The organism is Streptomyces sp. NPDC043680, assembly GCF_056436685.1.
On record NZ_JBWKCE010000005.1, the window covers coordinates 144,734 to 168,047 of the forward strand.

Consider the following 23,314-nt stretch of genomic DNA (forward strand, 5'->3'; position numbering starts at 1 on the left):
CCGCACGATCAGGGTACCGGTCAGAGGCGGAAAAGGTAAAGGGAACGCCAAGGAATGGTCATGCGCGGCCCTGGCGGCGGGCCGTGGAGATCCTCTCCAGCGTCTCCTCCAGGACCTGGCTGCCCTGCGGCGGCAGGTCGGGTTCGAAGGTCCAGGCATGGCCGACCCACGGGTCGGCGAGGTGGTGGTCCGGGACCGGCGACAGCCGCATCAGCGAGCGCCACAGCGGGTCGAGCAGCGGTCCGTACGCCGAGGCCTCGTCCCGGTCCGCGACCATCAGCAGGTGCACGCCGACGGGCGGACCCTCGTCGGCCAGGTACCGCAGCTGCGTGACCGCCCGGTCGTCGAAGCCGTGCGGGAAGTCGTGCACGATCAGGAGCTGCTCGGCCGTGTCCACGTCCGGCGGCAGTTCCTCGGGCGCCCCGGCCCGCAGCGCCATCTGTACGAGGTCCACCCGCCGGGTCAGCTGCGCCAGGGTCTGCGTGACCGCCGCGGCGCCGGCGGCGGGCGGCCCGGCCAGCACCCCGGCGCGTACGAGCGGAGCCAGTGAGGCGGCCCCGGCCCCGGCCGCGTCGATGACATGGACCGCGTACCGGTCGCCGGGGTGGACCGCGAGGAGGCGGACCGCGTGCGCGACGGCCATGTCCATGGCGGCCCGGCGCAGCCGGTCGGTGTCCATGGCCATGGCGGCCTCCGAGCCGGTGCGGCCGTTGTCGATCCAGAGCCCGCGCTCCAACGGGAGGCGCACCAGCATCGGAATGCGCAGTCCGGGCCGCTCCGGCAGGTGCAGGTCCCCCAGGCGCAGGGCCAGCGGCTCCTCCTGGGGCACTTCGCTGCCATGCCAGACGGGATTGGCCCAGCGGGCGTACGCGGTCGGCAGCGCGGGCTCGACCACCTCGGACTCGGCGGCCAGTTGGGCGAGGTCCCGGTCGAGCACGGCCTGCGCCCGGGCGACGAGCTCGTCACGGCGGGCCCGGGCCTCGTCGCGGGCGGCGCTGCCGGAACCCGCGAGGCGGTGGCGGGGGTCGGACAGGGCCTCGTCCAGCTCCCGGTCCATCCGGGAGTCGGCGAAGTCGCAGGCGCTCCGGTAGGCGGCGACCGTCCGGGCCAGGTCCTCAAACATGCCCCAGACCTGGTTGTAGAGGCGCTCCTCCATGGACCAGCCACTGGCGTCGCCCGCGAAGGGACGCGGCACTTCGCCGGGCCCCGGGGTCTCGGCGGCCCGGGGCGCGGGCTCCGGCGCCTCCGCGGTGGTCCGGCGGCGGCGCGGGTGTACGTAGTCGAGGGTGGGCGGGCTCAGCGCGGGCGGCCCGTCGGCGGCGGCCGACGGCTCGGAGGCGGCCTGGCCGGGAAAGGGCGGTTCCGCGTCCTGCGGACCGGGCAGGCCCCGTCCGGCCGTCGGGACCGCGGCTGCCGGCGTCGGCGTCGAGGCGGCGGGGGCCGCGGCCGAAAGGACGGTGGCGGCCAGTGCCGCAGCGGCCTGCCCGCCCAGTCCGGCGTCGGCGAGCAGCGCGCCGAGCCCGTCGGCGTAGCCCTGGCCGACGGCCCGTACCTTCCAGGCGCCCTGGCGCCGGTACAGCTCCAGAGCGAGCACGGCGGTCTCGGAGTCCAGCCCGGTCAGGGTGTAGCCGGCGAGCTCCGGGCCCGCCGGGTCGGCGACGGAGACGGAGGGGGCGGGAACCGCGCCGAACCGCGCGGGGCCCCCGGGCGGCAGCACCAGGACCACCCCGACGCGGTGCACGGCCGGCCCGACGGCGTCGAGGTCGACGGCGAAGCGGTGTTCGGCCGCCGTCCTCCCCGGTGCCTCCAGGCCGGGCAGGGCGGGGGCGCCGGGGTGGGCGAGCGCCTCGGGGCCCGCCAGCCGTCCCGCGTCGTCGCAGACCGCGACCACGGCGAGCACGGGTGTGCCCGCCGAGACCCTGATCTCCACCCGGCTCCGGGACAGGGGGTGGTTCTGCCCCCGGACCAGTTCGGCCGTCATCGTGCAGCCCCTCCCCCGCCGTCGGCCTGCTCTTGCTTCTGCTCGTGTTCTCTTGTTCCGTACGGCTGTTCTCGGGTCCGTACGGCTTACAGGTGCGGCAGGATCGCCGGCATCAGGTCCTGGAAGGTACGGCCGTTGGCCGGGTTCCCGAGGGCCGTCATCTGCCAGCCGGCGCCCGCCCGCGACACCTTGGCCATGATCTGCGCGGTGTACGCGCCGCCGCCGTCGAGGGTGTAGCGGGCCAGCTCCTGGCCGTTGGTCTCGTCGACGATCCGGCAGAAGGCGTTCTGCACCTCCTGGAACGTCTGGCCGGTGAAGGAGTTCACCGTGAAGACGATCTGGTCGATGTGCACCGGCACGCGCTGCAGGTCGACGAGGATCGACTCGTCGTCCCCGCCCTGGCCGGCGCCGCCGACGAGGTTGTCACCGGTGTGGCGGACCGAGCCGTCGTCGCTCTGCAGGTGCCGGAAGAACACGACGTCGACGGGCTGCTTGTCGGCGAAGAGCACCGCCGACGCGTCGAGGTCGATCTCCCGGGTCCGGGAGCCGAACAGCCCCCGGCGCTTGGCCGCCTGCCAGCCGAGGCCCATCCGGACCGCGGTCAGGGTGCCTCCGTCCTGCTTCTGCAGACTGATGGCCTGACCTTTGGTCATGTTGACCGTCACGCGCTGTCCCCTCTCCTAGCCCGCCCCCGATGTGGGCGCGCAGCGTGTACCTGCGGCTGCCGCCAACCCTACTGACCGCTCACGGGTCAGGCGAGGCCCGCTTCCTTCATCTGCCGCAGCTCCTTCTTCAGCTCGCTCACCTCGTCCCGGATCCGGGCCGCGACCTCGAACTGGAGCTCGGCGGCCGCGCCCCGCATCCGCTCGGTCATCTGCTCGATGAGCGCGGCCAGTTCCTCGGCGGGACGGTCGGTCGCCACCACGGGCGCCTTGGCGGCCTTGGCCGCCTTACCGGCCCCCTTGGCCGCCTTGGCCGGGGACGCCACGCCGGCGGAGAGCGCCGGGACGGGGGCCTTGGGCCCCTTGCCGTCCTTGCCCTGCCGGTAACCGGTGCCGAGCAGCTGCTCGGTGTCCAGCTCCTCCCGGGCGATGGTGGCCACGATGTCGTTGATCTTCTTGCGCAGCGGCTGCGGGTCGATCCCGTTGGCCTTGTTGTAGGCGACCTGCTTCTCCCGGCGCCGGTTGGTCTCCTCGATGGCCTTCTCCATGGCCGGGGTCATCTTGTCCGCGTACATGTGGACCTGGCCGGAGACGTTGCGCGCCGCACGGCCGATGGTCTGGATCAGCGAGGTCCCCGAGCGCAGGAAGCCCTCCTTGTCGGCGTCGAGGATCGCCACCAGCGACACCTCGGGCAGGTCGAGGCCCTCGCGCAGCAGGTTGATGCCGACCAGGACGTCGTACTCGCCGGACCGCAGCTCGCGCAGCAGCTCGACCCGGCGCAGGGTGTCGACGTCGCTGTGCAGGTAGCGGACGGCGATGCCGAGCTCCAGGAAGTAGTCGGTGAGGTCCTCCGCCATCTTCTTGGTGAGGGTGGTGACCAGGACGCGCTCGTCCTTCTCCACCCGCTGGCGGATCTCGTGCACCAGGTCGTCGATCTGGCCCTCGGTCGGCTTGACCACGACCTCGGGGTCGATGAGGCCGGTGGGGCGGATGATCTGCTCGACGAAGCCGTCGCTGCGGGAGAGCTCGTAGGCGCCGGGGGTGGCCGACAGGTAGACGGTCTGACCGATCCGCTCCTGGAACTCCTCCCACTTGAGGGGCCGGTTGTCGAGCGCGGAGGGCAGCCGGAAGCCGTGGTCGACCAGGGTGCGCTTACGGGAGGCGTCACCCTCGTACATCGCGCCGATCTGCGGGACGGTCACGTGCGACTCGTCGATCACGAGGAGGAAGTCCTCGGGGAAGTAGTCGATGAGGGTGTTGGGCGCGGAGCCCGGCGCCCGGTCGTCCATGTGCAGCGAGTAGTTCTCGATGCCGGAGCAGGACCCGATCTGGCGCATCATCTCCAGGTCGTAGGTGGTGCGCATGCGCAGCCGCTGGGCCTCCAGCATCTTGCCCTGCTTCTCCAGCTCGGCGAGGCGCTCGGCCAGCTCCGCCTCGATGCCGGCGATCGCCTTCTCCATGCGCTCGGGGCCGGCGACGTAGTGGCTGGCGGGGAACACGTACAGCTCGCGGTCCTCGCTGATGACCTCGCCGGTCAGCGGGTGCAGGGTGGACAGGGCCTCGATCTCGTCGCCGAACATCTCGATGCGGACGGCCAGTTCCTCGTAGACCGGGAAGATCTCGATGGTGTCGCCGCGCACCCGGAAGGTGCCGCGGGTGAAGGCGACGTCGTTGCGCGTGTACTGGATGTCGACGAAGCGGCGCAGCAGCTGGTCCCGGTCGATCTCCTCGCCGACCTTGAGGGGGACCATCCGGTCGACGTACTCCTGCGGGGTGCCGAGGCCGTAGATGCAGGACACGGAGGCGACGACGATGACGTCGCGCCGGGTGAGCAGCGAGTTGGTCGCGGAGTGGCGCAGCCGCTCCACCTCCTCGTTGATCGAGGAGTCCTTCTCGATGTACGTGTCCGACTGCGGAACGTAAGCCTCGGGCTGGTAGTAGTCGTAGTACGACACGAAGTACTCGACGGCGTTGTTCGGCAGGAGCTCGCGGAACTCGTTCGCCAGCTGGGCCGCGAGCGTCTTGTTCGGCGCCATCACCAGGGTGGGGCGCTGGAGCTTCTCGATCATCCACGCGGTGGTCGCCGACTTGCCGGTGCCGGTCGCGCCCAGCAGGACGACATCCTTCTCACCTGCGCGGATGCGCTTCTCCAGGTCGGCGATGGCCGCCGGCTGGTCGCCGCTGGGCTGGTAGGGGCTGACGACCTCGAAAGGCGCCACCGTGCGTTCGATCTTCGATACGGGCCGCATGAGTCCACCGTACGACCCTCCACTGACACTCACGCATTCCCCGCCGGCCCGCGGCTCGCACCCGCAGGGGGCGGGCGGAGCGGATCTCCTCCTTTCTGGTCCGTTTGTCGTAGTTCGGTGGCGGCCCGGTGATCTTCAAGCCGATGATCGCCCTAGCGGTCCCGCCGTGAGGTGCATCGCCACAACGTCTGCCGTTCCGCACCCGCCTGACGCAGGAACAGGGCTCCGACCCGAGGAGAACGCACATGTACGTCCGACCCGCCGCCGCGGCCGCGGCCGCCTTCCTGGGCTTCACCCTGACCGTCATGGGCGGGACGGCCTCGTCCGCCGCCACCGGCCCTGAGACCGGGCCCGACACGAGCACCGGAACCGGAACGGGCACCGGCACCGGCGCCGCCGGCTCGGCCCCGGCCGCCACCGCGACCGGGCCGCTGGGGCCCGTCGTGTACGCCCACCGGGGGGCTTCGGCGTACGCCCCGGAGAACACCCTCGCGGCCATCGACCTGGCGATGCGGCTGGGCTTCGACTGGGTCGAGAACGACGTCCAGCGCACCAAGGACGGGGAGCTGGTGGTGATCCACGACGACTCCCTGACCCGCACGACCGACGTCGAGCAGGTGTTCCCGGACCGCAAGTCCTGGCTGGTCAAGGACTTCACCGCGACGGAGATCGCCCGGCTCGACGCGGGCAGCTGGTTCGGCCCGCAGTTCACCGGCGCCCGGGTCCCGACGCTGCGGCAGTACCTCGACCGGGTGCAGCGCAACCAGCAGCGGCTGCTGCTCGAAATCAAGAAGCCCGAGCTCTACCCGGGGATCGAGGAGCAGACCCTGCGGGTCCTGGACGAGGCGGGCTGGCTCGACGAGGGCCACGTCCAGCGCCGCCTGGTGGTGCAGAGCTTCAGCGCGGACTCCGTCCGCATCGTGCACGACGTGCGCCCCGACCTGGTGACGGCCTTCCTCGGCACCCCCACGGTGGCCGACCTCCCGCGGTACGCCGAGTTCACCGACCGGATCAACCCGTGGCACACCACGATCTCGGCGGACTGGGTGGCGGCGGTGCACGGCCTGCTGGGGGCGCACGGCAAGGCGATGGAGGTCGACACCTGGATCGTGGACGACGCGGCGACCGCCCGGAAGGTCCAGGGGATGGGCGTGGACGGGATCATCACCAACGCCCCGGACGTCGTGCAGGAGGCGGTGCTCGGGCAGGAGGCGGCGCTCGGGCGCGAGGGGCTGCTGGGACAGGACGGGCTGCTCGGACAGGACGGGCTGCTCGGACAGGACGGGCTGCTCGGACAGGACGGGCTGCTGGGACAGGGCGGGCTGCTCGGACAGGGCGGGGCGCTGGGGCGCGAAGGGGCGCTCGGGAGCTGAACCGCGCGGGATCCCGCTGTCGGTGGCGGCCCGTACGGTGGAGGGGTGGACAGCACCGAGCGGCCGCGCGGGCCGCACCTCGAATGGACCGTCGTCGCCAGCGTCATCGGTCCCCTGCTCCTGGCCGCGACCCCGCAGGGGCTGGTCCGGGTCGAGTTCCATGCCGAGCCGGACCGGGTGGAGGCGATGATCGGCGCGCTGGTCTCCCGGCTCGGCGCCGATGCCCGGCGCCCCGCGCCGGGCGAGGAGGTCCTGCTGGCCGAGCCGATACGCCAGCTGACCGCGTACTTCGCGGGCTCGCTGCGGCGCTTCGCACTGCCGCTGGACTGGCGGCTCAGCTCCGGCTTCCACCGCAAGGTGCTCCAGGAGCTGGACCGCTCGGTGCCGTACGGGGCGGTCGTGGGGTACGGGGAGCTCGCCGCGCGGGTCGGCCAACCGGGCGCGGCGCAGGCCGTGGGCCATGCCATGGGCTCGAATCCGCTGCCGCTGGTGGTGGCCTGCCACCGGGTCGTGGAGAACGACGGCGGGATCGGCGGCTTCGGCGGCGGGGTGGAGACCAAGCGGAGCCTGCTGGCGCTGGAGGGCGTGCTGCCGCAGCCGCTGTTCTGAGCGGCCGAGGGGGTGGTGAGGGGTGGTAAGGGGTGGGACACTTCCGCGGTGACTACTGTCGCCGCCCCCGGCCTCCTCGCACCCGTACGCCGCCCCTCCCCGCGACAGGGGCGTACGGCGTGAGCGCGCTGCCCGGCACCGACCGGCCGGCCCTGCCCGTCGACCCCGCGGACCTGCCCCGCCTGCAGCGGCGTACCTCCGGCGTGCTGGTCGCCGCCCAGATGCTGGGCGGCGTCGGCGTGCCCATCAGCATTGCCCTGGCCCCCGTCCTGGCCACCGAGATCAGCGGCACCGAGGCGCTGTCCGGCTTCGCCTCCACCGCCGCCGTCATCGGCACGGCCCTCGTCTCGCTGCCGCTGGCCGCCCTGATGACCGCGCGGGGCCGCCGGCCGGGGCTGGTGCTCGGCTACGCGATCGGGGCCGTCGGCGCGGGCCTGGTCGTCCTGGCCACCGCGGTCCGGAGCTTCCCGCTGCTGATGCTCGGTATGGCCGCCTTCGGGGCCGCCTCCTCCGCCAACCTCCAGGCGCGGTTCGCCGCCGCCGACCTCGCCGCCCCCGACCACCGGGCGCGGGCCATCTCGGTCGTGGTCTGGGCCTCCACCATCGGCGCGGTGCTCGGCCCGAACCTCTCCGCGCCGGCCAGCCGGAGCTTCGCCGGCACCTCCATACCCGAGACGGCCGGCCCCTTCGTATGGGCCGCAGCCGTCTTCGTCCTCACCGGCACGCTGATCGGCATCCTGCTGCGCCCCGATCCGCTGCTGACCGCCCGGGCCCTGGCCGCGCCCGAGGAGCAGACCCGCGAGGGCCGCTCGCTGCGCGCCGGGTTCGCGGCCGTCCGGTCCTCGCCGCGGGCACGGCTCGCCCTGCTGACCGTCGCCGTGTCCCACACCGCCATGGTCTCGATCATGGTGATGACCCCCGTCGAGCTCGGCCACCACGGGGCCGGCCTGGAGCTCGTCGGCCTGGTGATCAGCGGTCATATCGCGGGCATGTTCGCCTTCTCACCCGTCATGGGCTGGCTCGCGGACCGGCTCGGACGCCTGACGGTGATCGGCCTGGCGGCGGGACTGCTGTCGCTCGCGGCGCTGCTCGCCGGAACGGCCGGGCCGCACCACGGCCAGAGCGCGGCCGGCCTCTTCCTGCTCGGCCTCGGCTGGTCCGCCGGCATGGTCTCCGGCTCGGCCCTGCTCACCGACTCGGTGCCGCAGGCCGCGCGGGCCGCCGTACAGGGCCTGAGCGATCTCACGATGAACACGGCCGCGGGCGTGGGCGGGGCGGCGGCCGGCCTGGTCATGTCCCAGGCGGGCTACGGCTGGCTGACCGCCATCGGCGCCTGCCTGCTCCTGCCGATGGCGGCGCTCGCGCTGTTCACGGCGCGCCGCCATCCGGTGGCGGCCAAGGGCTGAGCAGCCCGGCTCAGAGGTTGAGGTGGTAGGCCTTGCGCAGCGTCTCGTGCACGGTCCAGGTGGTCTTGTCGCCCTCCCGGAGCACGCAGGCGGAGCCGGGGCCCACCTCCAGGGTCGCGCCGCCCTCGACCTCGATGGTGGCCCGGCCGCTGATCACCACGAACAGTTCGTCGGCCTCCGTGTCGGTGACCACGCCCGGGGTGATCTGCCAGATGCCGCGCAGCTGCCTGCCGTCCGGGGACTCCCACAGGACCTTGCCCGTCACGACGGGCTCGCCGGAGACGATCTGGCCGGGGTTGAGGTCCTCCGGCTCCAGCTCGGCATCGGGAACGGACACGGCGAAGGAGGCCGGGGCGTGCTCACTGGTGCTCATGGCGCGCCAGCGTAGTCCGCACGCCCGGCGGACCGCGGTGGCCAGACCGTCCAGCCTCGGCCCGCCGCACGCGTCACCCTGTCCAGCAGGCAGCGCTCATCGGACGGGTTCGGACCGTCGGCCCGGGAAGGCGTTTGGCGGGGGGAATCCCGTGCCATGGATGGGGACATGTCACAGCACACAGCATCCGCATCAGGCGTCCCCGGACCGGTCCCGGTCCTTTCCGACGAAGTACGCGAGGCCCTCGACCGGCAGGGGCCCGTCGTGGCCCTGGAGTCGACGATCATCGCGCACGGCCTGCCCCGCCCGCGCAATCTGGCGGTGGCCACCGAGCTGGAGGCGCTGGTCCGCGCGGAAGGAGCCGTTCCGGCGACGATCGCGGTCCTGGACGGCGTGGCCCACGTGGGGCTGGACAAGGACCAACTGGAGCGGGTGGCCGCCGGGGAGGGCGTACGCAAGCTCGGCCACCGGGATCTGGCGCCCGCGCTCGCGACGGGGGCGACCGGGGCGACGACGGTGTCCGCCACGGCGTTCCTGGCCGCGCGCGCCGGGCTGCGGGTCTTCGCCACGGGCGGACTGGGCGGCGTACACCGCGAATGGGCGCAGACGCAGGACGAGTCGGCCGATCTCGCGCTGCTGGCCCGCACGCGGATCACGGTCGTGTGCGCGGGCGTGAAATCGATCCTGGACGTGCCTGCCACCTTGCAGCGGCTGGAGACGCTGGGGGTGGCGGTCCTGGGCTACGGGACGGATCACTTCCCCGGCTTCTACCTCTCCAGTTCCGGTGAGCCGGTGGACTGGAGCGTGAGCCGCCCGGAGGAGGTGGCGGCGGTGATGGCCGCTCAGGACCGGCTGGGTGGCGCCGGATCGGCCCTGCTGGTGGCCAATCCGGTGGCGGAGGCGGAGCAGCTGGATCCGCAGCTGCACGACCGGGTCCTGGCCCAGGCCCTCGACGCGTGCCGGGAGCGGGGCATCACGGGGCAGGCGGTGACCCCGTTCCTGTTGGGGTTCCTGGTGCGGGCGACGGGCGGGGCCTCGCTGGAGGCCAACCTCGCGGCGGTACGGGGCAACGTGGCGCTCGGTGCCCGCATCGCGGGGGCCTGGGCCGACCGGGAGGACCGGGCGTGACCGCGGCGGGGGCGACGGGGGCCGGGGCGGCTGGGGCGGCGGCTTCCGGGGCGCTGCTGGTCGTCGGGGACGTGGTCACGGACGTGGTGGCCATACATCCGCAGCCGCTCGCCCCGGCCACGGACACGGCGGCCCGGATCCGGACCCTGCCCGGCGGCGCCGGGGCCAACGCGGCGTGCTGGGCGGTCCGGGCGGGGGCCGTGGAGGTGCGCCTCCTCGCGCGGGTGGGGACCGAGTCCGCGCAGTGGCACGAGCGGGCGCTGCTCGACGCAGGGGTGCGGCCCCATCTGGTGGTCGACCCGGCTGAGCCGACGGGCACGGTGGTGGCGCTGGTCGGCAAGGACACCGAGCGCACGTTCCTCACCGACAGCGGGGCCGCGCTGCGGCTCTCGCCCGCGGACTGGGCGCCCGCCCTGCTCGACGGGGTCGGCCATCTCCACCTGTCCGGCTACCTGTTCTTCGCCGACAGCAGCCGCGAGCTGGCCCTGGTCGCCCTGCGCGCCGCCCGGGCCCGGGGCGTGCCGGTGAGCGTCGACCCCGCCTCGGCCGGGTTCCTGGTCACTCTGGGCCCCCAGCGCTTCCTCGACGCCGTGGCGGGGGCGGATGTCCTGCTGCCCAACGAAGACGAGGCGCGGCTGCTGGCCGGGCTGCCGGAACCGGCCGGTTCGGCGCGGGCGGCGGCGGAGCTGAGCCGGCGGTTCCCGCTGGTGGTGGTCACCAGGGGCGCGGCGGGGGCCCTGGTGGCGGAGGCGGGCCGGGTCACGGCCGAGATCGCCGCCGAGGCGGCCGAGGCGGTGGATTCGACGGGCGCCGGCGACGCCTTCGCCGGCGGCTTCCTCGCGGCCCGGCTCGCGGGCGCCGGCCCGGCGGAAGCCGCCCGGGCGGGTTGCCGCACCGCCGCCCAGGCGGTCACCCGGTTGGGCGGACGCCCGTAAGCCTCAGGTGAGGTATTCCTCCTGGCCGAGGGTCTCGATCGCGCCCGACTTGCCCACGTTGTAGTGGAACACCAGGCCCTTGTCGGGGTGGGCGATGAGCCACTCGGTGAGCTCGTGGAGGGTGATCGGCTTGCTCACCGGGCTTGCGACGATCGGGGTGAGGGCCGTGATCTTGGCGTCCTCGGCGATCGGGATGAAGGTCTCCACGCCGACCGTCTCGAAGTGGGCGGCACCGCCCGGACCGGGGCAGCCCCAGTGGCCGTGCCTGACGATCAGGCTGTGGAAGCCGCCTTCGGGGGTGTAGCGGTAGACGGCGATCTCGTCCGGCGAGATCGGCATCTTGGAGGCGCAGGCGGGCGCGGGGGCCGACGGCTCGGGCTTGCCGGGCGCGGCGGCGGACGCGGCCGGCGTGGCCTTCACCGGCGGCTTCGAGGGCGCCGGCAGTGCACCGCCGACGGGGGCCGAGGGCGGGGCGGTGGTCGCGCCGGGGGCGCCGCCGGGGGTCGGACCCTCGGCTCCCGTGTCCGTGTCACCGTTGCAGCCCGTCAGGGCCAGGGTCGCGCACAGGGCCAGCGCGGCCAGTGCCGCTGCCTTGGGGCCTCTGCTCATTGCCGTCTCCTCTGCCAAGGGGCCAGGGGGTGGCCGCCGTTGAAGCGTTCCCGTCAACGTAGCGTCCGGTATCGGCCACGACGATGGCCTGATCACGGTCGTCACCGGGCGGGGATCGGGCTGTTGCGGATCGGGTACGTCCGTGACCGGACGGCAGGGCTCAGGCCGGCCGCCGCGGCTCAGGGCGCCTCCCCGCGGATGCCGGTCCACGCCGGGTGGCGTGGGTCGTCGGCCCTCACCAGGGCGTCGGCGGTCGAGGCCGGGTCGGTCTCGGACTCGTAGCGCGCGAAGGCGGGCAGGGTCCAGCGCGCGGACTCCTCCGTGCGGCGGGCCAGGGCTGCTGCGGAGAGGCGGATGTGCACGCTGAGGTCGAAGGGGAACCAGTGGCCCAGCAGGAGAGGACCGTGCACGATCACGACGCCGCCCGGCGGCAGTTCCGTGTACGGGCTGCGGGTGGCCCGGTCGGTCACCGGATCCCAGAGGTCGGGCAGGACCCTGCCGGTACCGCCCGGGTCGGTGGGGCCGAACACCTCCCGCCAGAGGGCGGCCGTGTCGTACCAGCCGCCGAGGTAGGCGTCCACGTCCTCGCGGCCGTACTCGAAGCGGAGGGAGGCCGGGCGCAGGAATCCCTCGGCCGCCACCACGAGGACCGCGCGGCCGCGCGGCCGCAGCGCGTCGGCGAGCTGCCCGGCGAGCAGCCCGGTGCCTGCTGCGGGCGCGCCGTCGATCCCCACGCGCTGCCAACTGGCCTGGTCCGTCGCGGGTCTGTGTTCGTCGAGGTGAGCGGCGAGCCGCTCGGCCATCCGCTGCCATGTGATCGCTTCCAGCTGCACGAGCCCATTGTCAGTGGTGGGCCTTAGCGTTTTTGACGAGGGATCACCGGCGGGAAGGAGCCGTTGGCCCGGCCTTGGGGAGGGGTCTGTCATGGCTCGCGAGACGACTTATCTGGAGCTGTCGCAGGACGGCGGCGGAGCGCACAAGTTCTACGAGGTGACGGTGGACGGCACGGCCGTCTCGGTGCGGTACGGCCGCATCGGGGCGGAAGGCCAGCTGCAGAGCTCCTCGTTCCCGACCGCCGAGAAGGCCCGGGCGGCCGCTGCGAAGAAGATCGGCGAAAAGGTCCGCAAGGGGTACGCACCGGCCGTGCGCGGCCGACGCGCCGCCCGGGCGGTGACCCGTCGGCAGGTCACCGCCGCGCCGTCGACGGCGCGCGCGGTGGCTCCGGTGCTGTGGCGTTTCCGTACGGGGTCCTCGGCGTTCGGGATCCATGTGGACGAGGACCGCTGCTGGGTGGGCAACCAGGCGGGGGACGTCTACACGCTCAGCCACGGCGGCGAGGTCCTGGCCCGGTACGCGCTGCCGGACGGGGTGAAGTGCCTGGTGGCGGACGAGTTCTGGATATACGCGGGCTGTGACGACGGCACGGTGTACGACCTGTCGTCGAAGGTTCCGTTCGGGGCGTACGACATCGCGGCGGACGTGGACATCTTCTGGCTCGACATCCACGAGGGTGTGCTGAGCGTGTCGGACCGCAGCGGCGGGCTGACCGTCATCGACCACGAGGACGAGTTCCAGTGGTCGCGGCGCTCGTCGGGCACCAACGCGTGGATGGTGCGGGCGGACGAGCGCGCGGTCTACCACGGCGACAGCCGAGGCGTCACGGCGTACGCACCGGACGGCGGGAAGGAGTTGTGGCACACCGCGACGGACGGCTCGGTGCTGTTCGGCTGGCAGGAGGAGCACGCGGTGTTCGCCGGGACCGGCCGCAATACGGTGCAGCGGCTGTCCAAGGCGACGGGCGCGGTGGAGGCCTCGTACCGGTGTGACGCGGCGGTGTACTCCTGCGCGACCTCCCCCGACGGGCGGCACGTGTTCGCCGGCGACCTCGCCTCCTCCGTCTACTGCTTCGACGCGGACGGGCGGCGGCTGTGGAAGCTCGGCACGGGCAGCGGGGCCGCGCTGTCCATGCAGTACCTGGACGAGCGGCTGTACCTGGTGACCACGGACGGCTCGCTGGTCTGCGTGGATGCGAGCGAGGCGGCGATAGCCGCGGCCCAGCGGGGCTCGGTGCCGACGGCGGTGGACGTGAAGTCGGCCGCTGCGCTGCCGGTGTTCACCCCGGCGGCGTCCCCCTCGGCGGTGGCCACGGTCTCGGTGGCCGCGGCGCCGGCGGACGGCGTGGTGGTGGAGTGCGTCCAGCAGGGTGGCCGGATACGGGTCCAGGTGGTGTCGGGCGGCTTCGAGCCCCACTGGAACGTGCAGTTCCCGCGCGGGATCCGGGAACCCGGCGCCCGGTACGTGGTGGACGGGCTGCATGCGGCCTCGGGCGGTTTCTACCGGGTGCGCGGGGAGATACGCCGCCTGGTGTGAGCGGGCTTGCCTCCCGGGGTGCGGGGAAGGCACCCCGGGCAGGAACACGGTGCGGCGCCCGGCGGGGCCGCGGCGGGTATGGAGAAGGCGTCGCCTTCGGCGAGCGTGGAGGTCACGTACAGCACGACGGGGTCGGGTCCGAGGTTGCGGCCCAGGTGGACGTGTTCGATGCCCGGGGGTTCCACGAAGTTGTCCCCGGGCCGGTGCACGACGACCGTGTGGTCGTGCAGGATGCGGGTCAGCGTCCCGGATCGGACCAGTGCGATCAGCGGAACCTCGTGGAAGTGCCAGCCGGTGCAACCACCGGGCTCTATGACGACCTCCTGCCCGGCCAGGTGCTCCGTTCGAGTCCGCACCCGCGCCGCCGCCCGGTCGGCCGCTCGGGCCTCCGCTCTGGAAAGCCGCGCCGTCGTCTGCTGCCCGCCCATGTGTCCTCCTTCATGGGCAGTACGGCCATACCGCAGCCCCGTCCACCCACGGTAGAGGGACATCCGGACATCGAGGGAGAGTTCGTCAAACCTCAACCCCGGTGTGCGGCAAGGTGATAACAGGACCCGGTGGCGGTATCACATCGGCATGAGCCTCGTGGTCTTCGAGTCGCTGAAGGCGATCCACTGCGCGCAGTGCCGTCAGGGACCGATGCGTCATCTCGTCCGCGAGGTCGGCGTGCCCCGCTGTCTGGACTGCGCCGACCTCGGCCACCTCGTGTACCTGCCGCGCGGGGACGCCGCGCTCTCCCGGCGGGCCCGTGAGGCCAGTTCGCTGTCCGCCGTCGTCGTCCGCTTCAACAAGCGGCGCCGCCGCTACGAACGCCAGGGCATCCTGGTCGAGGAACCGGCCCTGGCCCGCGCGGAGCGCGCCTGCCTCGCGGACGCCGAGGCACGGGCCCGCCGCCGGGAGCGCGACCGGCTGCGCCGCGCGGCCGAGGACGTCCGGTTCACGGCGGCGTTCGCCGCCGAGATACTGCGGCTGTTCCCGGGATGCCCGGCCGAGCGGGCGCAGGCGATCGCGGCCCACGCCTCGGTACGCGGCAGCGGCCGGGTCGGCCGTACCGCGGCCGGCCGCGCGCTGGACGGGCCGGCCGTGTCGGTGGCGGTCCGGGCTGCCGTACGGCATGTCGACACCGAGTACGACGCCCTGCTGATGGCGGGCGTACCGCGGTTCGCGGCCCGGGCCCGCCTGGCCCCGCAGATCGACGCGATCCTGGACGCCTGGGGGACACCGCCGCCACCACAAGTGTCCTGCGAGGCCCTACCCGAGGCGGAAGCGGCGGTAGAGCAGCATTCCGCCCAGTAGCAGGGCGCCGCCGCCGGGCAGCAGGTAGCCCATGCCTTCGGCCCCCGTGTGGGCGAGCGCCGAGCCGTGCTGCGGCGGTGCGGCCGGGGTGAGGGGCCGCCCCGCGGCGGCCGGCTGGGACGGGACGGCGGGCCGCGACGACTCGGGGGGCCGGGTCGGCTGCGTCGGCTGGGACGGCTGGGACGGCTGGGACGGCTTGGGGCTGCTGGGCGTGCCGTTGACGGAGGTGTTGCCCCCGGTTGCGTTGCCGACTCCGACGACGTTGACGGAGTTGCCGCTCACGTTCAACGGGAGGTCGACCGGGAGCTGGATCCCGTTGCCGGACAGTACGCCCGGTGAATCCTTTCCCCCTGCGGCGGCGTGCGCACCGCCCCCGTTCGCGGTCCCCGGCGTCGCCGGGTGCGAGGGCTCCGAGGACGGCTGGGAGGGCCCCGGCTGCCCGTTGGCACAGCGATTGCCCGCGGCCGGGTTGAGCAAGCCGACCACGCTCACGGTGTTGCCGCACACATTCACCGGCGTGTGCACCGGCAGTTGCACCAGGTTCCCGGACAGCAGCCCCGGCGAACGCTCGGCCACCCCGCCGGCATCCGCGTCGGCATAGGCGAAGCCGCTCACACCCGCGACCGCAAGTCCGCCTCCCGCAACCACCGTGGCGATCAAGCCATTCCGACGACTGTGACGCATCAGTTTCCCTGCTTTCCGGAGGAGTTACGGGTGTTGGACCCGCACCGGAACAACGCGGTAAACCCATTCGGGTTATAGAGCCGGTGGGCATTTCACTCCATCGTGTACTGGGTAGGGCCTCCTTCATGAGTGTTCGCCCCCTGCTGCTCCTGGATGTGGACGGCCCCCTCAACCCCTTCCGCTCCCCCCTGGCCGGCCTGCGTGGATACACCAGCCACCGGATGCGCCCGGCCGTCTGGATGTCCCGCCGGCGCCCGGACTCACGCAGCGCGCAGCGCGGCCTGCGCGTCCGCCTCCACCCCGCCCACGGCGCCCGCCTGCTCGCCCTGCCCTACGAACTCGTGTGGGCCACCACGTGGATGCACGAGGCCAACACGATGATCGCCCCGCACATCGGACTACCCGCCGACCTTCCCGTCATCGAATGGCCGGAACTCTTCGTGCGTGACCCCGACGGGCTCTCCTGGAAGACCCGCCCCCTCCTGGACTGGGCCGCGGGCCGTCCCTTCGCCTGGGTGGACGACATGATCACCTCCCGGGACCGCGCGTGGGTCGCCGCCCGCCACCCCGCCCCGGCCCTCCTGCTGCGCATCCACCCCCGCCGGGGACTGCGTCCCCGCGATTTCGCGGCCCTGGCCGATTGGGCGGCGCAGCTCAGCCGAGGAGGGCGCTGAGGGGGTCGGCTGACGGGGTGCCCGTGGGCCACCAGTCGTCGGCGCCCGGGCGGGACTCGTAGGCGTACCAGAGGCCGTCGCGGCCCAGCCGGAGCTGGCGGGTGTGGCCGGTGAGGCGGTTGCGGTCGGGTCGGAACGCCCCCAGGGAGGCGGCCAGGAGCGCGGGGCGCGCCCGGTCGAAGGGGCCGGCCGGCGGATCCCACGGTTCCTCAAGCGCGTCGAGTGCGGGCAGCCCGCCCTGGCGCCAGGCCGCTGCGGCCCGCGCCAGGTCGGTGGGGGTGCGGCCGGTGGCGCGCGCCAGGTCCCGGTAGAGGGTGCGGGCCGCGCCGGTCAGTCCCGCCGTGGGGTGGGCGGAGGCCAGGCGGACCGCGTCCTGCCAGAGGGTGAGCCCGGCGAAGGGGTCCTCGCCGGTGGTGAGCAGGGCGAGGGCCCGGGCGGCGGCGTCCGTGGCGAGCTGCTCCAGGGCGAGGGGGTCCGGGGCGGCGGGATCGGCCGGGTAGGCGGGCGGGAGGCCGGCCGCGGCCGGCGGGGCGAGCGGCGCCGGCAGCGGGGGCAGCACGCCACGGGCGAGCGCGGCCCGCGCCGGGACGCCGGGGAGGCCGGGCGCCGCGTCGGGCCGCTCGCGGGCGGCATGGGCGGCGCTGCAGCGGGTCAGCTCGTCGAGGAGCTCCCGCTCGCCCCGGCCGCGCAGGAGCAGCACGACGAACGGGTCCTCGTCGAGCAGGCGCGCCGCCCGGTAGCAGAGGGCCGCGGCGTGCTTGCACGGCGGACGGCCCGTGTCCGGGCAGGAGCAGCGGGGCACGAGCTCGCCCGCGCCGGGCATGACGGTACCCGCCAGCGATTGCGGAACCTCCCGCTCCAGCAGCGCGGCCAGAGCCCCGGGGTCGGCCGCCAGTTCCTCCAGGACCTCGCTCCAGACGCTGTCGGGGAAGGGGCTCAGCGCCAGCTCCGTCCGGTACGGGCGGGCCCGGCTGCCCCGGACGTACGCGACGATCCGGCCCGGGGTGACCGTGACCGACTCCACGTGGCCCTCGACCGCATACGCCCGCCCCCGCGCGAGGCGGGCCGGGTCGCGGGAGGTCTCCTCCAAGGCCGACACCCAGGCCCGGCCCCACCAGCTGACCGCCTCCACCCCGGCGGGCACGGCGTCGAAGGTCCGGCGGCGGTCGTCCCGCGCGGTGATCATGCGGGCCTCCGCAGCGCGACGAGGTCGGCCAGCTCACGGTCGGTCAGCTCGGTCAGCGCCGCCTCGCCCGAACCGAGGACGGCGTCGGCCAGGGCCCGCTTCGCCTCCAGCATCTCGGCGATCCGGTCCTCCACCGTGCCCTCCGCGATGATCCGGTGGACCTGGACGGGCTGGGTCTGGCCGATGCGGTAGGCGCGGTCGGTGGCCTGTTCCTCGACGGCCGGGTTCCACCAGCGGTCGAAGTGGATGACATGCCCGGCCCGGGTCAGGTTCAGCCCGGTGCCCGCCGCCTTCAACGAGAGCAGGAAGACCGGGACTTCACCGGACTGGAAGCGGTCCACGAGCTCCTCCCGGCGCGCGACCGGGGTGCCGCCGTGCAGCAGCTGGTGCGCGATCCCCCGCGCCGACAGGTGCCGCTCGATGATCCGGGCCATCGTCACGTACTGCGTGAAGACCAGGACCGAGCCGTCCTCCGCCAGGATCGTGTCCAGCAGCTCGTCCAGCAGGGCCAGCTTGCCCGAGCGGTGCGGGATCCGGGGCTGCTCCTCCTTCAGGTACTGCGCCGGGTGGTTGCAGATCTGCTTGAGCGAGGCCAGCAACTTCATGATCATGCCGCGCCGCTCGATGCCCTCGCTCGCCCCGATCACCGCCATCGCCTCGTCCACCGCCGCCTGGTAGAGCGAGGCCTGCTCGCGGGTGAGTGAGACCGGGTGGTCGGTCTCCGTCTTGGGCGGCAGCTCGGGGGCGATACCGGGGTCGGACTTCTTGCGGCGCAGCAGGAACGGCCGCACCAGCGCCGCCAGCCGGGCAACGGCCGCCTCATTGCCCCCGTCCTCCTCCTGCTGGTGCTCCACGGGGCGGGCGTGGCGGGCCCGGAAGGTGGTGAGCGGGCCCAGCAGACCCGGCGTGGTCCAGTCGAGCAGCGCCCACAACTCGGACAGGTTGTTCTCCACCGGGGTGCCCGTCAAAGCCACCCGGGCGGGCGCCGGTATGGTGCGCAGCGCCTTCGCGGTCGCCGAATGCGGGTTCTTCACGTGCTGCGCCTCGTCGGCGACGACCATGCCCCAGCTCTGCTCGGCCAGCCGGGCCGCGCTCGCGCGCATCGTCCCGTACGTGGTGAGCACGAAGCCGCCGGCCAGTCCGTCGAGGCTGCGGCCGCCGCCGTGGAAGCGCCGCACCGGCACCCCCGGGGCGAACTTCTCGATCTCCCGCTGCCAGTTGCCGAGCAGCGAGGCCGGGCACACGACGAGGGTCGGTTCGGGGCGGTCCCGGTGCAGGTGCAGCGCGATCAGGGTGACGGTTTTGCCGAGGCCCATGTCGTCGGCGAGGCAGCCTCCGAGGCCGAGCGAGGTCATCAGGTCCAGCCAGGCCAGGCCGCGGGCCTGGTAGTCGCGCAGGGTCGCCTTCAGTCCGGCGGGCTGGGGCAGCGGGGCCAGTTCCCCGGTCAGCCGCTCCCGCAGCGCGGCCAGCGCCCCGACGGGAACCGCCTCGACCGGCTCGCCGTCGACCTCGGCCGTCCCCGTCAGTACGGTGGCCAGCGCGTCCACCGGGTCCAGCAGTCCGAGCTCGCGCTTGCGCGCCTTGCGCACCAGCTCCGGATCGACCCGCACCCACTGGTCGCGCAGGCGCACCACGGGCCGGTGGGCCTGCGCCAGCGCGTCCATCTCCCCCGGGGTGAGTCGGTCGCCGCCGAGCGCCAGCTCCCAGGAGAAGGCGAAGAGCTGGTCGGCGTCGAAGAAGGCGGTGCCGTCGGTGGCCGATCCGGGCGCGGTGGACCGTACGACCGCGGTCGCGGACAGCGTACGGGCCAGCTCGCGCGGCCAGTGGACCGCGACCCCGGCGGCCGCCAGCCGGCTCGCGCCCACGCCCAGCAGCTCTTCGAGCTCCAGGTCCGAGAGGGCGAGGGCATCGGGGACCGGCTGGTCCAGCAGGCGCAGCAGCGGCGGCCAGACGCGGGCGGCCCGGCGCAGCGCGAGGACGGCATCGATCCGGGCGCGCGGGCCGAACCCGGCGGCGGACGCGCCGGCCCACAGCTGGGCGGCGTCGGTGACGAGGGTGGGGTCGGCGAGGCTGTGCACCTGGACCACGGCGGCCCCCGCCCGGCGGGTGTCGCTCTCCCCGGGCTCCTCCGGCGTATCGAAGATCTCGAAGGAGGACAGGTCGAGCCGCAGGGAGATGCCCACCCCGGCGTCGGCGCCGGCCGCGACCTGCGCGGCCCAGGCCTCCATCGCACGGACCTGCTGCGGCTCCGCGGCCGCGAACGGCCTCCCGGCGGCCACGGGCGCGGCCGGGGTCCGGGGCAGCATGTCGGCGACGGCGTCGAGGAACGCCCGCACCAGAGCCTCCGGTTCGGGCAGCTGAAGCGGGCGCCGCCCGGGCAGCGGGACCGCATGCCCCTCGGGCGGGAGGGCGGCGGCGACCGCCCGGAGGTGGCCGATGTCCTCGGCGTCGAGCGGACCGGCCCGCCAGGCGTCGACCCCGTCGGCGGTGAGACCGGGGAGCAGCCGGCCGCGCGCCACGAGGCCGAGGGCCTGCACGGCCGCCGTGCCCCAGGCCCGGGTCGCCGGATGCGCGGCGGGGCTGCGCGGGGCGCGGGCGAGCAGCGGCAGGGCGGCGCCGAGGGGCAGGGTCACGGCGGGAACGGTACGGGTGCGGACACCGGTGCCGTGGGGGCGGACCACGGTGAGCGGGGTGGGCGTCCCGGCCTCGGGCAGGGCGTCGCCGTCGGGGGCCCAGAAGGCGATACGGGCCTCGCGGGGGACGGGGGCGGGGAGGAACACGGCGGCATGCCGCAGCAGGGCGGCCGCCGGTGCCGGCGCCTCGGCCTGCGCTGCCATGGTCTCCCCCTCTCCTGGTGCTCCCCGGGTGCCCCACCCGACGGATCTGCTCTGCCGCCGAGTCTAGGCGGCCCCACTGACACCGCCCCCGGCCTGGGCCTTTGCCGGAATCGGAGCCCGCCGTGCAGCCGCCCGTCACCCGGGTGGTGCAGCGGTGGCAGCATGGGTAGGAGGGGCGTAGGACGATGACGGCGAGGCGATGGTCATGCGTTCCGGAAACGAGCCGGTGACGGCGCGCAGCCCGCTGCGGCTGCGGTTCTGGCTGAGCCTGTGGGGACTGGTCTGGGCTGCCGCGGGCACGGCCGCCTTCTCGATGGTCGGCCGCCCCGGCTGGGCTGCCGCCTGCGGGGTGGTCGCGGTGCTCGCGGCCATCGACCTGACGGTGGTGGTGCACCACATCCACCAGGGCCCGCACTACCAGCCCGGCCCCGACATCCCGCCGTACGAGCCGCCCAGACACTGAGGGCACACGCCGTACGAGCCGCCCAGCCGCTGACGGCCACGGCCCGCCCCGTACAGCCGCCCACCGCCCGCCGCCCGGGCATCGAGGGCCACGGCCGAGGCCTACTCCTCGAAGCGGGCCGCCGCCAGGTAGTCCGGCCGGGGGTCCAGCGCCGCAGCGAGGCGGAAGTGCTTGCGGGCCTGCGCGGGACGGCCCGCGCGTTCGTGGGTGCGGGCCAGCGCGAAGTGCGCGAACGCGTTGTCCGGCTCACGCTCCAGCACGAGCTCGAACTCCAGCACCGCCGGACGCAGTTGGGCCGACGCGAAGAAGGCCCGGGCGCGCAGCAGCCGGGCCGCGGTGTTCTCCGGGTGGGCGGCTATGACCGAGTCGAGCAGTTTCACTGCGCCGCGCGGGTCCCGCGCGGCCAGCAGCTGCTCGGCGGCCCGGTAGTCGATGACGTGCGTCTCCGGGGACGCGCCGGACGGCGAAGGCTGCGGCGCCGAATGCGGCGTGGTGTCGGACACGGTCTGTTCCTTCCCTCTCCCCGCGCGTTCAACGCCGACCGCCCCGCCCGCATTCCGACGGCCCGGCCCATCCGCCGACGGGCCCGGCCGGGCGGCCGACCAGGACCGGCCGGTCCGCCGGTCAGGCCCCGTTTCCGGCGGCCGCCCGTGCGGCGAGTTCCTCCCAGACGTCGCGCACCTGCGGCTCCAGCGCCGCCAGCGGCCCGTCGTTGTCGATCACCAGCGTGGCCACCGCCAGCCGCTGCTCACGCGTGGCCTGCGCGGCCATCCGGGCCCGCGCCTCCTCCTCGGCCATCCCGCGCAGCCCGGTCAGCCTGGCCAGCTGCGTCTGCGGCGCCGCGTCCACCACGACCACCAGGTCGTACAGCGGCGCCAGGCCGTTCTCCGCGAGCAGCGGTACGTCGTGCACCACGATCGCCTCGGGCCCCGCGACAGCCTCCAGCTCCGCCGACCGGGCGCCGACCAGCGGGTGCACGATCGCGTTGAGGGTCTGGAGCTTCGCCTGGTCGGCGAAGACGATCGATCCGAGCTTGGGCCGGTCCAGCCCGCCCTCGGGGGTCAGGACGGACTCCCCGAAGGCCGCGACGATCGCCGCGAGCCCCGGTGTCCCGGGCTCCACGACCTCCCGCGCGATGCGGTCGGCGTCCACGACGACCGCCCCGTACCCCGCCAGCAGCCGCGAGACCTCGCTCTTGCCGGCGCCGATTCCGCCTGTCAGGCCCACCTTCAGCATGCCCAGCAGCCTAGACCCCGCACCCCCGCCGCCGTGCGCCACCCCGTACGGCGTCGTCGGCGCGGCTCCGCGCCCCCATGGTCAGCCCTCGCCCTCGCGCTCCGCGAGGAACCGCTCGAACTCGCGGCCGATCTCGTCCGCCGACGGGATCTCCGCCGGCTCGGCGATCATGTTGCCCCGGGTTTCGGCCCCGGCCGCCGCGTCGTACTGGTGTTCAAGGCCTTGGACCAGGGCGACCAGCTCCTCGTCCCCCTCGCGGATCTGCCGGTCGATCTCCGTCTGCGTGCGGTGCGCCTCGGTCCGCAGGGCGTGCGCCACGGCCGGCAGCACCAGCCCGGTCGCCGCCGTGATCGCCTCCAGCACGGTCAGCGCGGCGTCCGGGTACGGGGAGCGGGCCACGTAGTGCGGTACGTGGGCGGCGACGCCCAGCACGTCGTGCCCGGCCTGGCCGAGGCGGAACTCGACCAGCGATTCGGCACTGCCCGGTACCTGCGCCTCGTCGAACGGGCTGCGGTGGCCCGGCATCAGGTCGGTGCGGTTGCCGTGCGGGGTGATGCCCACGGGCCGGGTGTGCGGGACGCCCATCGGGATGCCGTGGAAGTTGACCGAGAGCCGCACACCGAGCCGCTCGACGATCTGCCGGACGGCGGCGGCGAAGCGCTCCCACTCCACGTCCGGCTCGGGGCCGGACAGCAGCAGGAAGGGTGCACCCGTGGCGTCCTGCACGAGGCGGACCTCCAGCCGGGGCTCCTCGAACTCGGTCCAGTGGTCGCGCTGGAAGGTCAGCAGCGGGCGCCGGGCCCGGTAGTCGACCAGCCGGTCGGCGTCGAAACGGGCGACGACCTGGTGCGGCAGCGTGTCGAGCAACCGCTCGACGATCTGCTCACCGGCCTCGCCCGCGTCGATGTATCCCTCGAAGTGGTAGAGCATGACCAGCCCGGCCGAGTCCTGGGCCAACGCCAGGTCCGCCACTGCCAGTCCCTTGGCATCCCATTCGTACAAACCTCGTGGATCAAGCACCGCCACCACTCCTCCTCGCCGCCTTCCTTGCCAAGAACGTCCAAGAGGGCTGCACCATTCCCCAGTTGGCGCTTTCACAGGAACGCAACAGGCCACCGGCCGCCCATGCCCGGACAAACCGGACGCCGGGCCGGGCCGGGCGCCGGACCCGGCGACCGCAGCCCGGCCCGCCTTGCACAGCGGCGCGCCCCGCCCCGATCGCCAGCACGCACGCCCCGCCCGC

21 protein-coding genes and 1 pseudogene are annotated in these 23,314 nt (G+C 74.1%); 9 read left to right on the forward strand and 13 right to left on the reverse strand.

Translation table 11 applies throughout. The annotated features are described in order from the left end of the window. Positions 1-58: 58 nt before the first annotated feature. From AC0666_RS12990 to uvrB, 3 genes are all read right to left on the reverse strand, one after another. Entirely contained in the window at positions 59-1,981 is a 1,923-nt protein-coding gene (locus AC0666_RS12990; RefSeq protein ID WP_478707588.1) for a TerD family protein, read from the reverse strand. A gap of 86 nt (positions 1,982-2,067) precedes the next feature. Next, positions 2,068-2,646, reverse strand: a complete 579-nt coding sequence (locus tag AC0666_RS12995) for a TerD family protein (protein WP_468584707.1) — start codon at positions 2,644-2,646, stop codon at positions 2,068-2,070. 86 nt (positions 2,647-2,732) lie between these two features. Then, positions 2,733-4,892 carry an excinuclease ABC subunit UvrB gene (gene uvrB, locus AC0666_RS13000; protein ID WP_468966817.1) on the reverse strand — a complete coding sequence of 720 codons (2,160 nt, stop codon included), beginning with the start codon at positions 4,890-4,892 and terminating at the stop codon, positions 2,733-2,735. 245 nt (positions 4,893-5,137) lie between these two features. Between uvrB and AC0666_RS13005 the strand changes: the two are divergent. From AC0666_RS13005 to AC0666_RS13015, 3 genes and pseudogenes are all read left to right on the forward strand, one after another. Beyond that, a pseudogene (locus AC0666_RS13005) lies at positions 5,138-6,091 on the forward strand (glycerophosphodiester phosphodiesterase); the annotation flags it as partial. Between the two features lie 219 nt (positions 6,092-6,310). After that, a complete protein-coding gene (locus AC0666_RS13010) occupies positions 6,311-6,874 on the forward strand; it encodes a methylated-DNA--[protein]-cysteine S-methyltransferase (protein ID WP_468966823.1) in 564 nt (187 codons plus the stop codon). A 221-nt stretch (positions 6,875-7,095) separates the two neighbouring features. Beyond that, a complete protein-coding gene (locus AC0666_RS13015) occupies positions 7,096-8,280 on the forward strand; it encodes an MFS transporter (RefSeq protein ID WP_478707699.1) in 1,185 nt (394 codons plus the stop codon). 10 nt (positions 8,281-8,290) lie between these two features. Here the strand turns inward: AC0666_RS13015 and AC0666_RS13020 are convergent, their stop codons facing one another. Beyond that, complete coding sequence (locus AC0666_RS13020) at positions 8,291-8,653, reverse strand: cupin domain-containing protein (RefSeq protein WP_468966826.1); 363 nt, start codon at positions 8,651-8,653, stop codon at positions 8,291-8,293. 168 nt (positions 8,654-8,821) lie between these two features. Between AC0666_RS13020 and AC0666_RS13025 the strand changes: the two genes are divergently transcribed. Together AC0666_RS13025 and AC0666_RS13030 are read left to right on the forward strand one after the other, a co-directional pair. Continuing rightward, positions 8,822-9,781 carry a pseudouridine-5'-phosphate glycosidase gene (locus AC0666_RS13025; protein WP_478707589.1) on the forward strand — a complete coding sequence of 320 codons (960 nt, stop codon included), beginning with the start codon at positions 8,822-8,824 and terminating at the stop codon, positions 9,779-9,781. Then, positions 9,778-10,716 carry a carbohydrate kinase family protein gene (locus AC0666_RS13030; RefSeq protein WP_478707590.1) on the forward strand — a complete coding sequence of 313 codons (939 nt, stop codon included), beginning with the start codon at positions 9,778-9,780 and terminating at the stop codon, positions 10,714-10,716. The genes AC0666_RS13025 and AC0666_RS13030 overlap by 4 nt, the downstream gene beginning before the upstream one ends. A 3-nt stretch (positions 10,717-10,719) precedes the next feature. Here the strand turns inward: AC0666_RS13030 and AC0666_RS13035 are convergent, their stop codons facing one another. Both AC0666_RS13035 and AC0666_RS13040 read right to left on the reverse strand, forming a co-directional pair. Next, a complete protein-coding gene (locus tag AC0666_RS13035; RefSeq protein WP_468584718.1) occupies positions 10,720-11,325 on the reverse strand; it encodes a hypothetical protein in 606 nt (201 codons plus the stop codon). 179 nt (positions 11,326-11,504) lie between these two features. Beyond that, entirely contained in the window at positions 11,505-12,158 is a 654-nt protein-coding gene (locus AC0666_RS13040) for a nucleoside/nucleotide kinase family protein (RefSeq protein WP_468966835.1), read from the reverse strand. A gap of 91 nt (positions 12,159-12,249) precedes the next feature. Between AC0666_RS13040 and AC0666_RS13045 the strand changes: the two genes are divergently transcribed. Next, on the forward strand, positions 12,250-13,695 hold the full coding sequence (locus AC0666_RS13045; RefSeq protein WP_468966838.1) for a WGR domain-containing protein: 1,446 nt from the start codon (positions 12,250-12,252) through the stop codon (positions 13,693-13,695). On the opposite strand, the gene AC0666_RS13050 is transcribed toward AC0666_RS13045, so the two are convergent. Beyond that, on the reverse strand, positions 13,659-14,123 hold the full coding sequence (locus AC0666_RS13050; RefSeq protein ID WP_468966841.1) for a cupin domain-containing protein: 465 nt from the start codon (positions 14,121-14,123) through the stop codon (positions 13,659-13,661). The two genes, AC0666_RS13045 and AC0666_RS13050, sit on opposite strands and share 37 nt — an antisense overlap. Before the next feature lie 148 nt (positions 14,124-14,271). Here AC0666_RS13050 and AC0666_RS13055 point away from each other — a divergent pair, with 148 nt between their 5' ends. Continuing rightward, positions 14,272-14,991, forward strand: coding sequence for a DUF2293 domain-containing protein (locus tag AC0666_RS13055; protein WP_468966844.1), 720 nt, complete (start codon positions 14,272-14,274; stop codon positions 14,989-14,991). On the opposite strand, the gene AC0666_RS13060 is transcribed toward AC0666_RS13055, so the two are convergent. Further along, on the reverse strand, positions 14,947-15,606 hold the full coding sequence (locus AC0666_RS13060) for a chaplin (protein ID WP_478707591.1): 660 nt from the start codon (positions 15,604-15,606) through the stop codon (positions 14,947-14,949). The genes AC0666_RS13055 and AC0666_RS13060 overlap by 45 nt on opposite strands. A gap of 194 nt (positions 15,607-15,800) precedes the next feature. Here AC0666_RS13060 and AC0666_RS13065 point away from each other — a divergent pair, with 194 nt between their 5' ends. Next, positions 15,801-16,349 carry an HAD domain-containing protein gene (locus tag AC0666_RS13065; RefSeq protein WP_478707592.1) on the forward strand — a complete coding sequence of 183 codons (549 nt, stop codon included), beginning with the start codon at positions 15,801-15,803 and terminating at the stop codon, positions 16,347-16,349. Here the strand turns inward: AC0666_RS13065 and AC0666_RS13070 are convergent. Both AC0666_RS13070 and AC0666_RS13075 read right to left on the reverse strand, forming a co-directional pair. Continuing rightward, positions 16,330-17,535: an SWIM zinc finger family protein gene (locus AC0666_RS13070; protein WP_478707593.1), complete on the reverse strand. Its 1,206-nt coding sequence runs from the start codon at positions 17,533-17,535 to the stop codon at positions 16,330-16,332. The two genes, AC0666_RS13065 and AC0666_RS13070, sit on opposite strands and share 20 nt — an antisense overlap. Then, positions 17,532-20,372, reverse strand: a complete 2,841-nt coding sequence (locus tag AC0666_RS13075; protein WP_468966856.1) for a DEAD/DEAH box helicase — start codon at positions 20,370-20,372, stop codon at positions 17,532-17,534. Before AC0666_RS13075 ends, AC0666_RS13070 begins: the two co-directional genes overlap by 4 nt. Before the next feature lie 205 nt (positions 20,373-20,577). Between AC0666_RS13075 and AC0666_RS13080 the strand changes: the two genes are divergently transcribed. Continuing rightward, entirely contained in the window at positions 20,578-20,835 is a 258-nt protein-coding gene (locus AC0666_RS13080; protein WP_468966859.1) for a DUF6343 family protein, read from the forward strand. Between the two features lie 101 nt (positions 20,836-20,936). Here AC0666_RS13080 and AC0666_RS13085 read toward each other — a convergent pair whose 3' ends face one another. The 3 genes from AC0666_RS13085 to AC0666_RS13095 form a co-directional block, all read right to left on the reverse strand. Beyond that, positions 20,937-21,338, reverse strand: a complete 402-nt coding sequence (locus AC0666_RS13085) for a tetratricopeptide repeat protein (protein ID WP_478707594.1) — start codon at positions 21,336-21,338, stop codon at positions 20,937-20,939. A gap of 121 nt (positions 21,339-21,459) precedes the next feature. Further along, the gene (gene coaE, locus AC0666_RS13090; protein ID WP_361720969.1) at positions 21,460-22,071 is read right to left on the reverse strand and encodes a dephospho-CoA kinase; all 612 of its coding nucleotides are present in this window, start codon (positions 22,069-22,071) and stop codon (positions 21,460-21,462) included. Between the two features lie 81 nt (positions 22,072-22,152). Continuing rightward, positions 22,153-23,091, reverse strand: coding sequence for a PAC2 family protein (locus tag AC0666_RS13095; RefSeq protein ID WP_468584737.1), 939 nt, complete (start codon positions 23,089-23,091; stop codon positions 22,153-22,155). Positions 23,092-23,314 lie beyond the last annotated feature (223 nt).

Excerpts from the sequence above, each read along its gene's own strand:
- AC0666_RS12990 (WP_478707588.1), bottom strand. The coding sequence starts at position 1,981 with ATGACGGCCGAACTGGTCCGGGGGCAGAACCACCCCCTGTCCCGGAGC.
- uvrB (WP_468966817.1), bottom strand. The coding sequence starts at position 4,892 with ATGCGGCCCGTATCGAAGATCGAACGCACGGTGGCGCCTTTCGAGGTC.
- AC0666_RS13015 (WP_478707699.1), top strand. The coding sequence starts at position 7,096 with ATGCTGGGCGGCGTCGGCGTGCCCATCAGCATTGCCCTGGCCCCCGTC.
- AC0666_RS13020 (WP_468966826.1), bottom strand. The coding sequence starts at position 8,653 with ATGAGCACCAGTGAGCACGCCCCGGCCTCCTTCGCCGTGTCCGTTCCC.
- AC0666_RS13025 (WP_478707589.1), top strand. The coding sequence starts at position 8,822 with ATGTCACAGCACACAGCATCCGCATCAGGCGTCCCCGGACCGGTCCCG.
- AC0666_RS13035 (WP_468584718.1), bottom strand. The coding sequence starts at position 11,325 with ATGAGCAGAGGCCCCAAGGCAGCGGCACTGGCCGCGCTGGCCCTGTGC.
- AC0666_RS13045 (WP_468966838.1), top strand. The coding sequence starts at position 12,250 with ATGGCTCGCGAGACGACTTATCTGGAGCTGTCGCAGGACGGCGGCGGA.
- AC0666_RS13050 (WP_468966841.1), bottom strand. The coding sequence starts at position 14,123 with ATGGGCGGGCAGCAGACGACGGCGCGGCTTTCCAGAGCGGAGGCCCGA.
- AC0666_RS13055 (WP_468966844.1), top strand. The coding sequence starts at position 14,272 with ATGAGCCTCGTGGTCTTCGAGTCGCTGAAGGCGATCCACTGCGCGCAG.
- AC0666_RS13065 (WP_478707592.1), top strand. The coding sequence starts at position 15,801 with ATGAGTGTTCGCCCCCTGCTGCTCCTGGATGTGGACGGCCCCCTCAAC.
- AC0666_RS13070 (WP_478707593.1), bottom strand. The coding sequence starts at position 17,535 with ATGATCACCGCGCGGGACGACCGCCGCCGGACCTTCGACGCCGTGCCC.
- AC0666_RS13075 (WP_468966856.1), bottom strand. The coding sequence starts at position 20,372 with ATGGCAGCGCAGGCCGAGGCGCCGGCACCGGCGGCCGCCCTGCTGCGG.
- AC0666_RS13080 (WP_468966859.1), top strand. The coding sequence starts at position 20,578 with ATGCGTTCCGGAAACGAGCCGGTGACGGCGCGCAGCCCGCTGCGGCTG.
- coaE (WP_361720969.1), bottom strand. The coding sequence starts at position 22,071 with ATGCTGAAGGTGGGCCTGACAGGCGGAATCGGCGCCGGCAAGAGCGAG.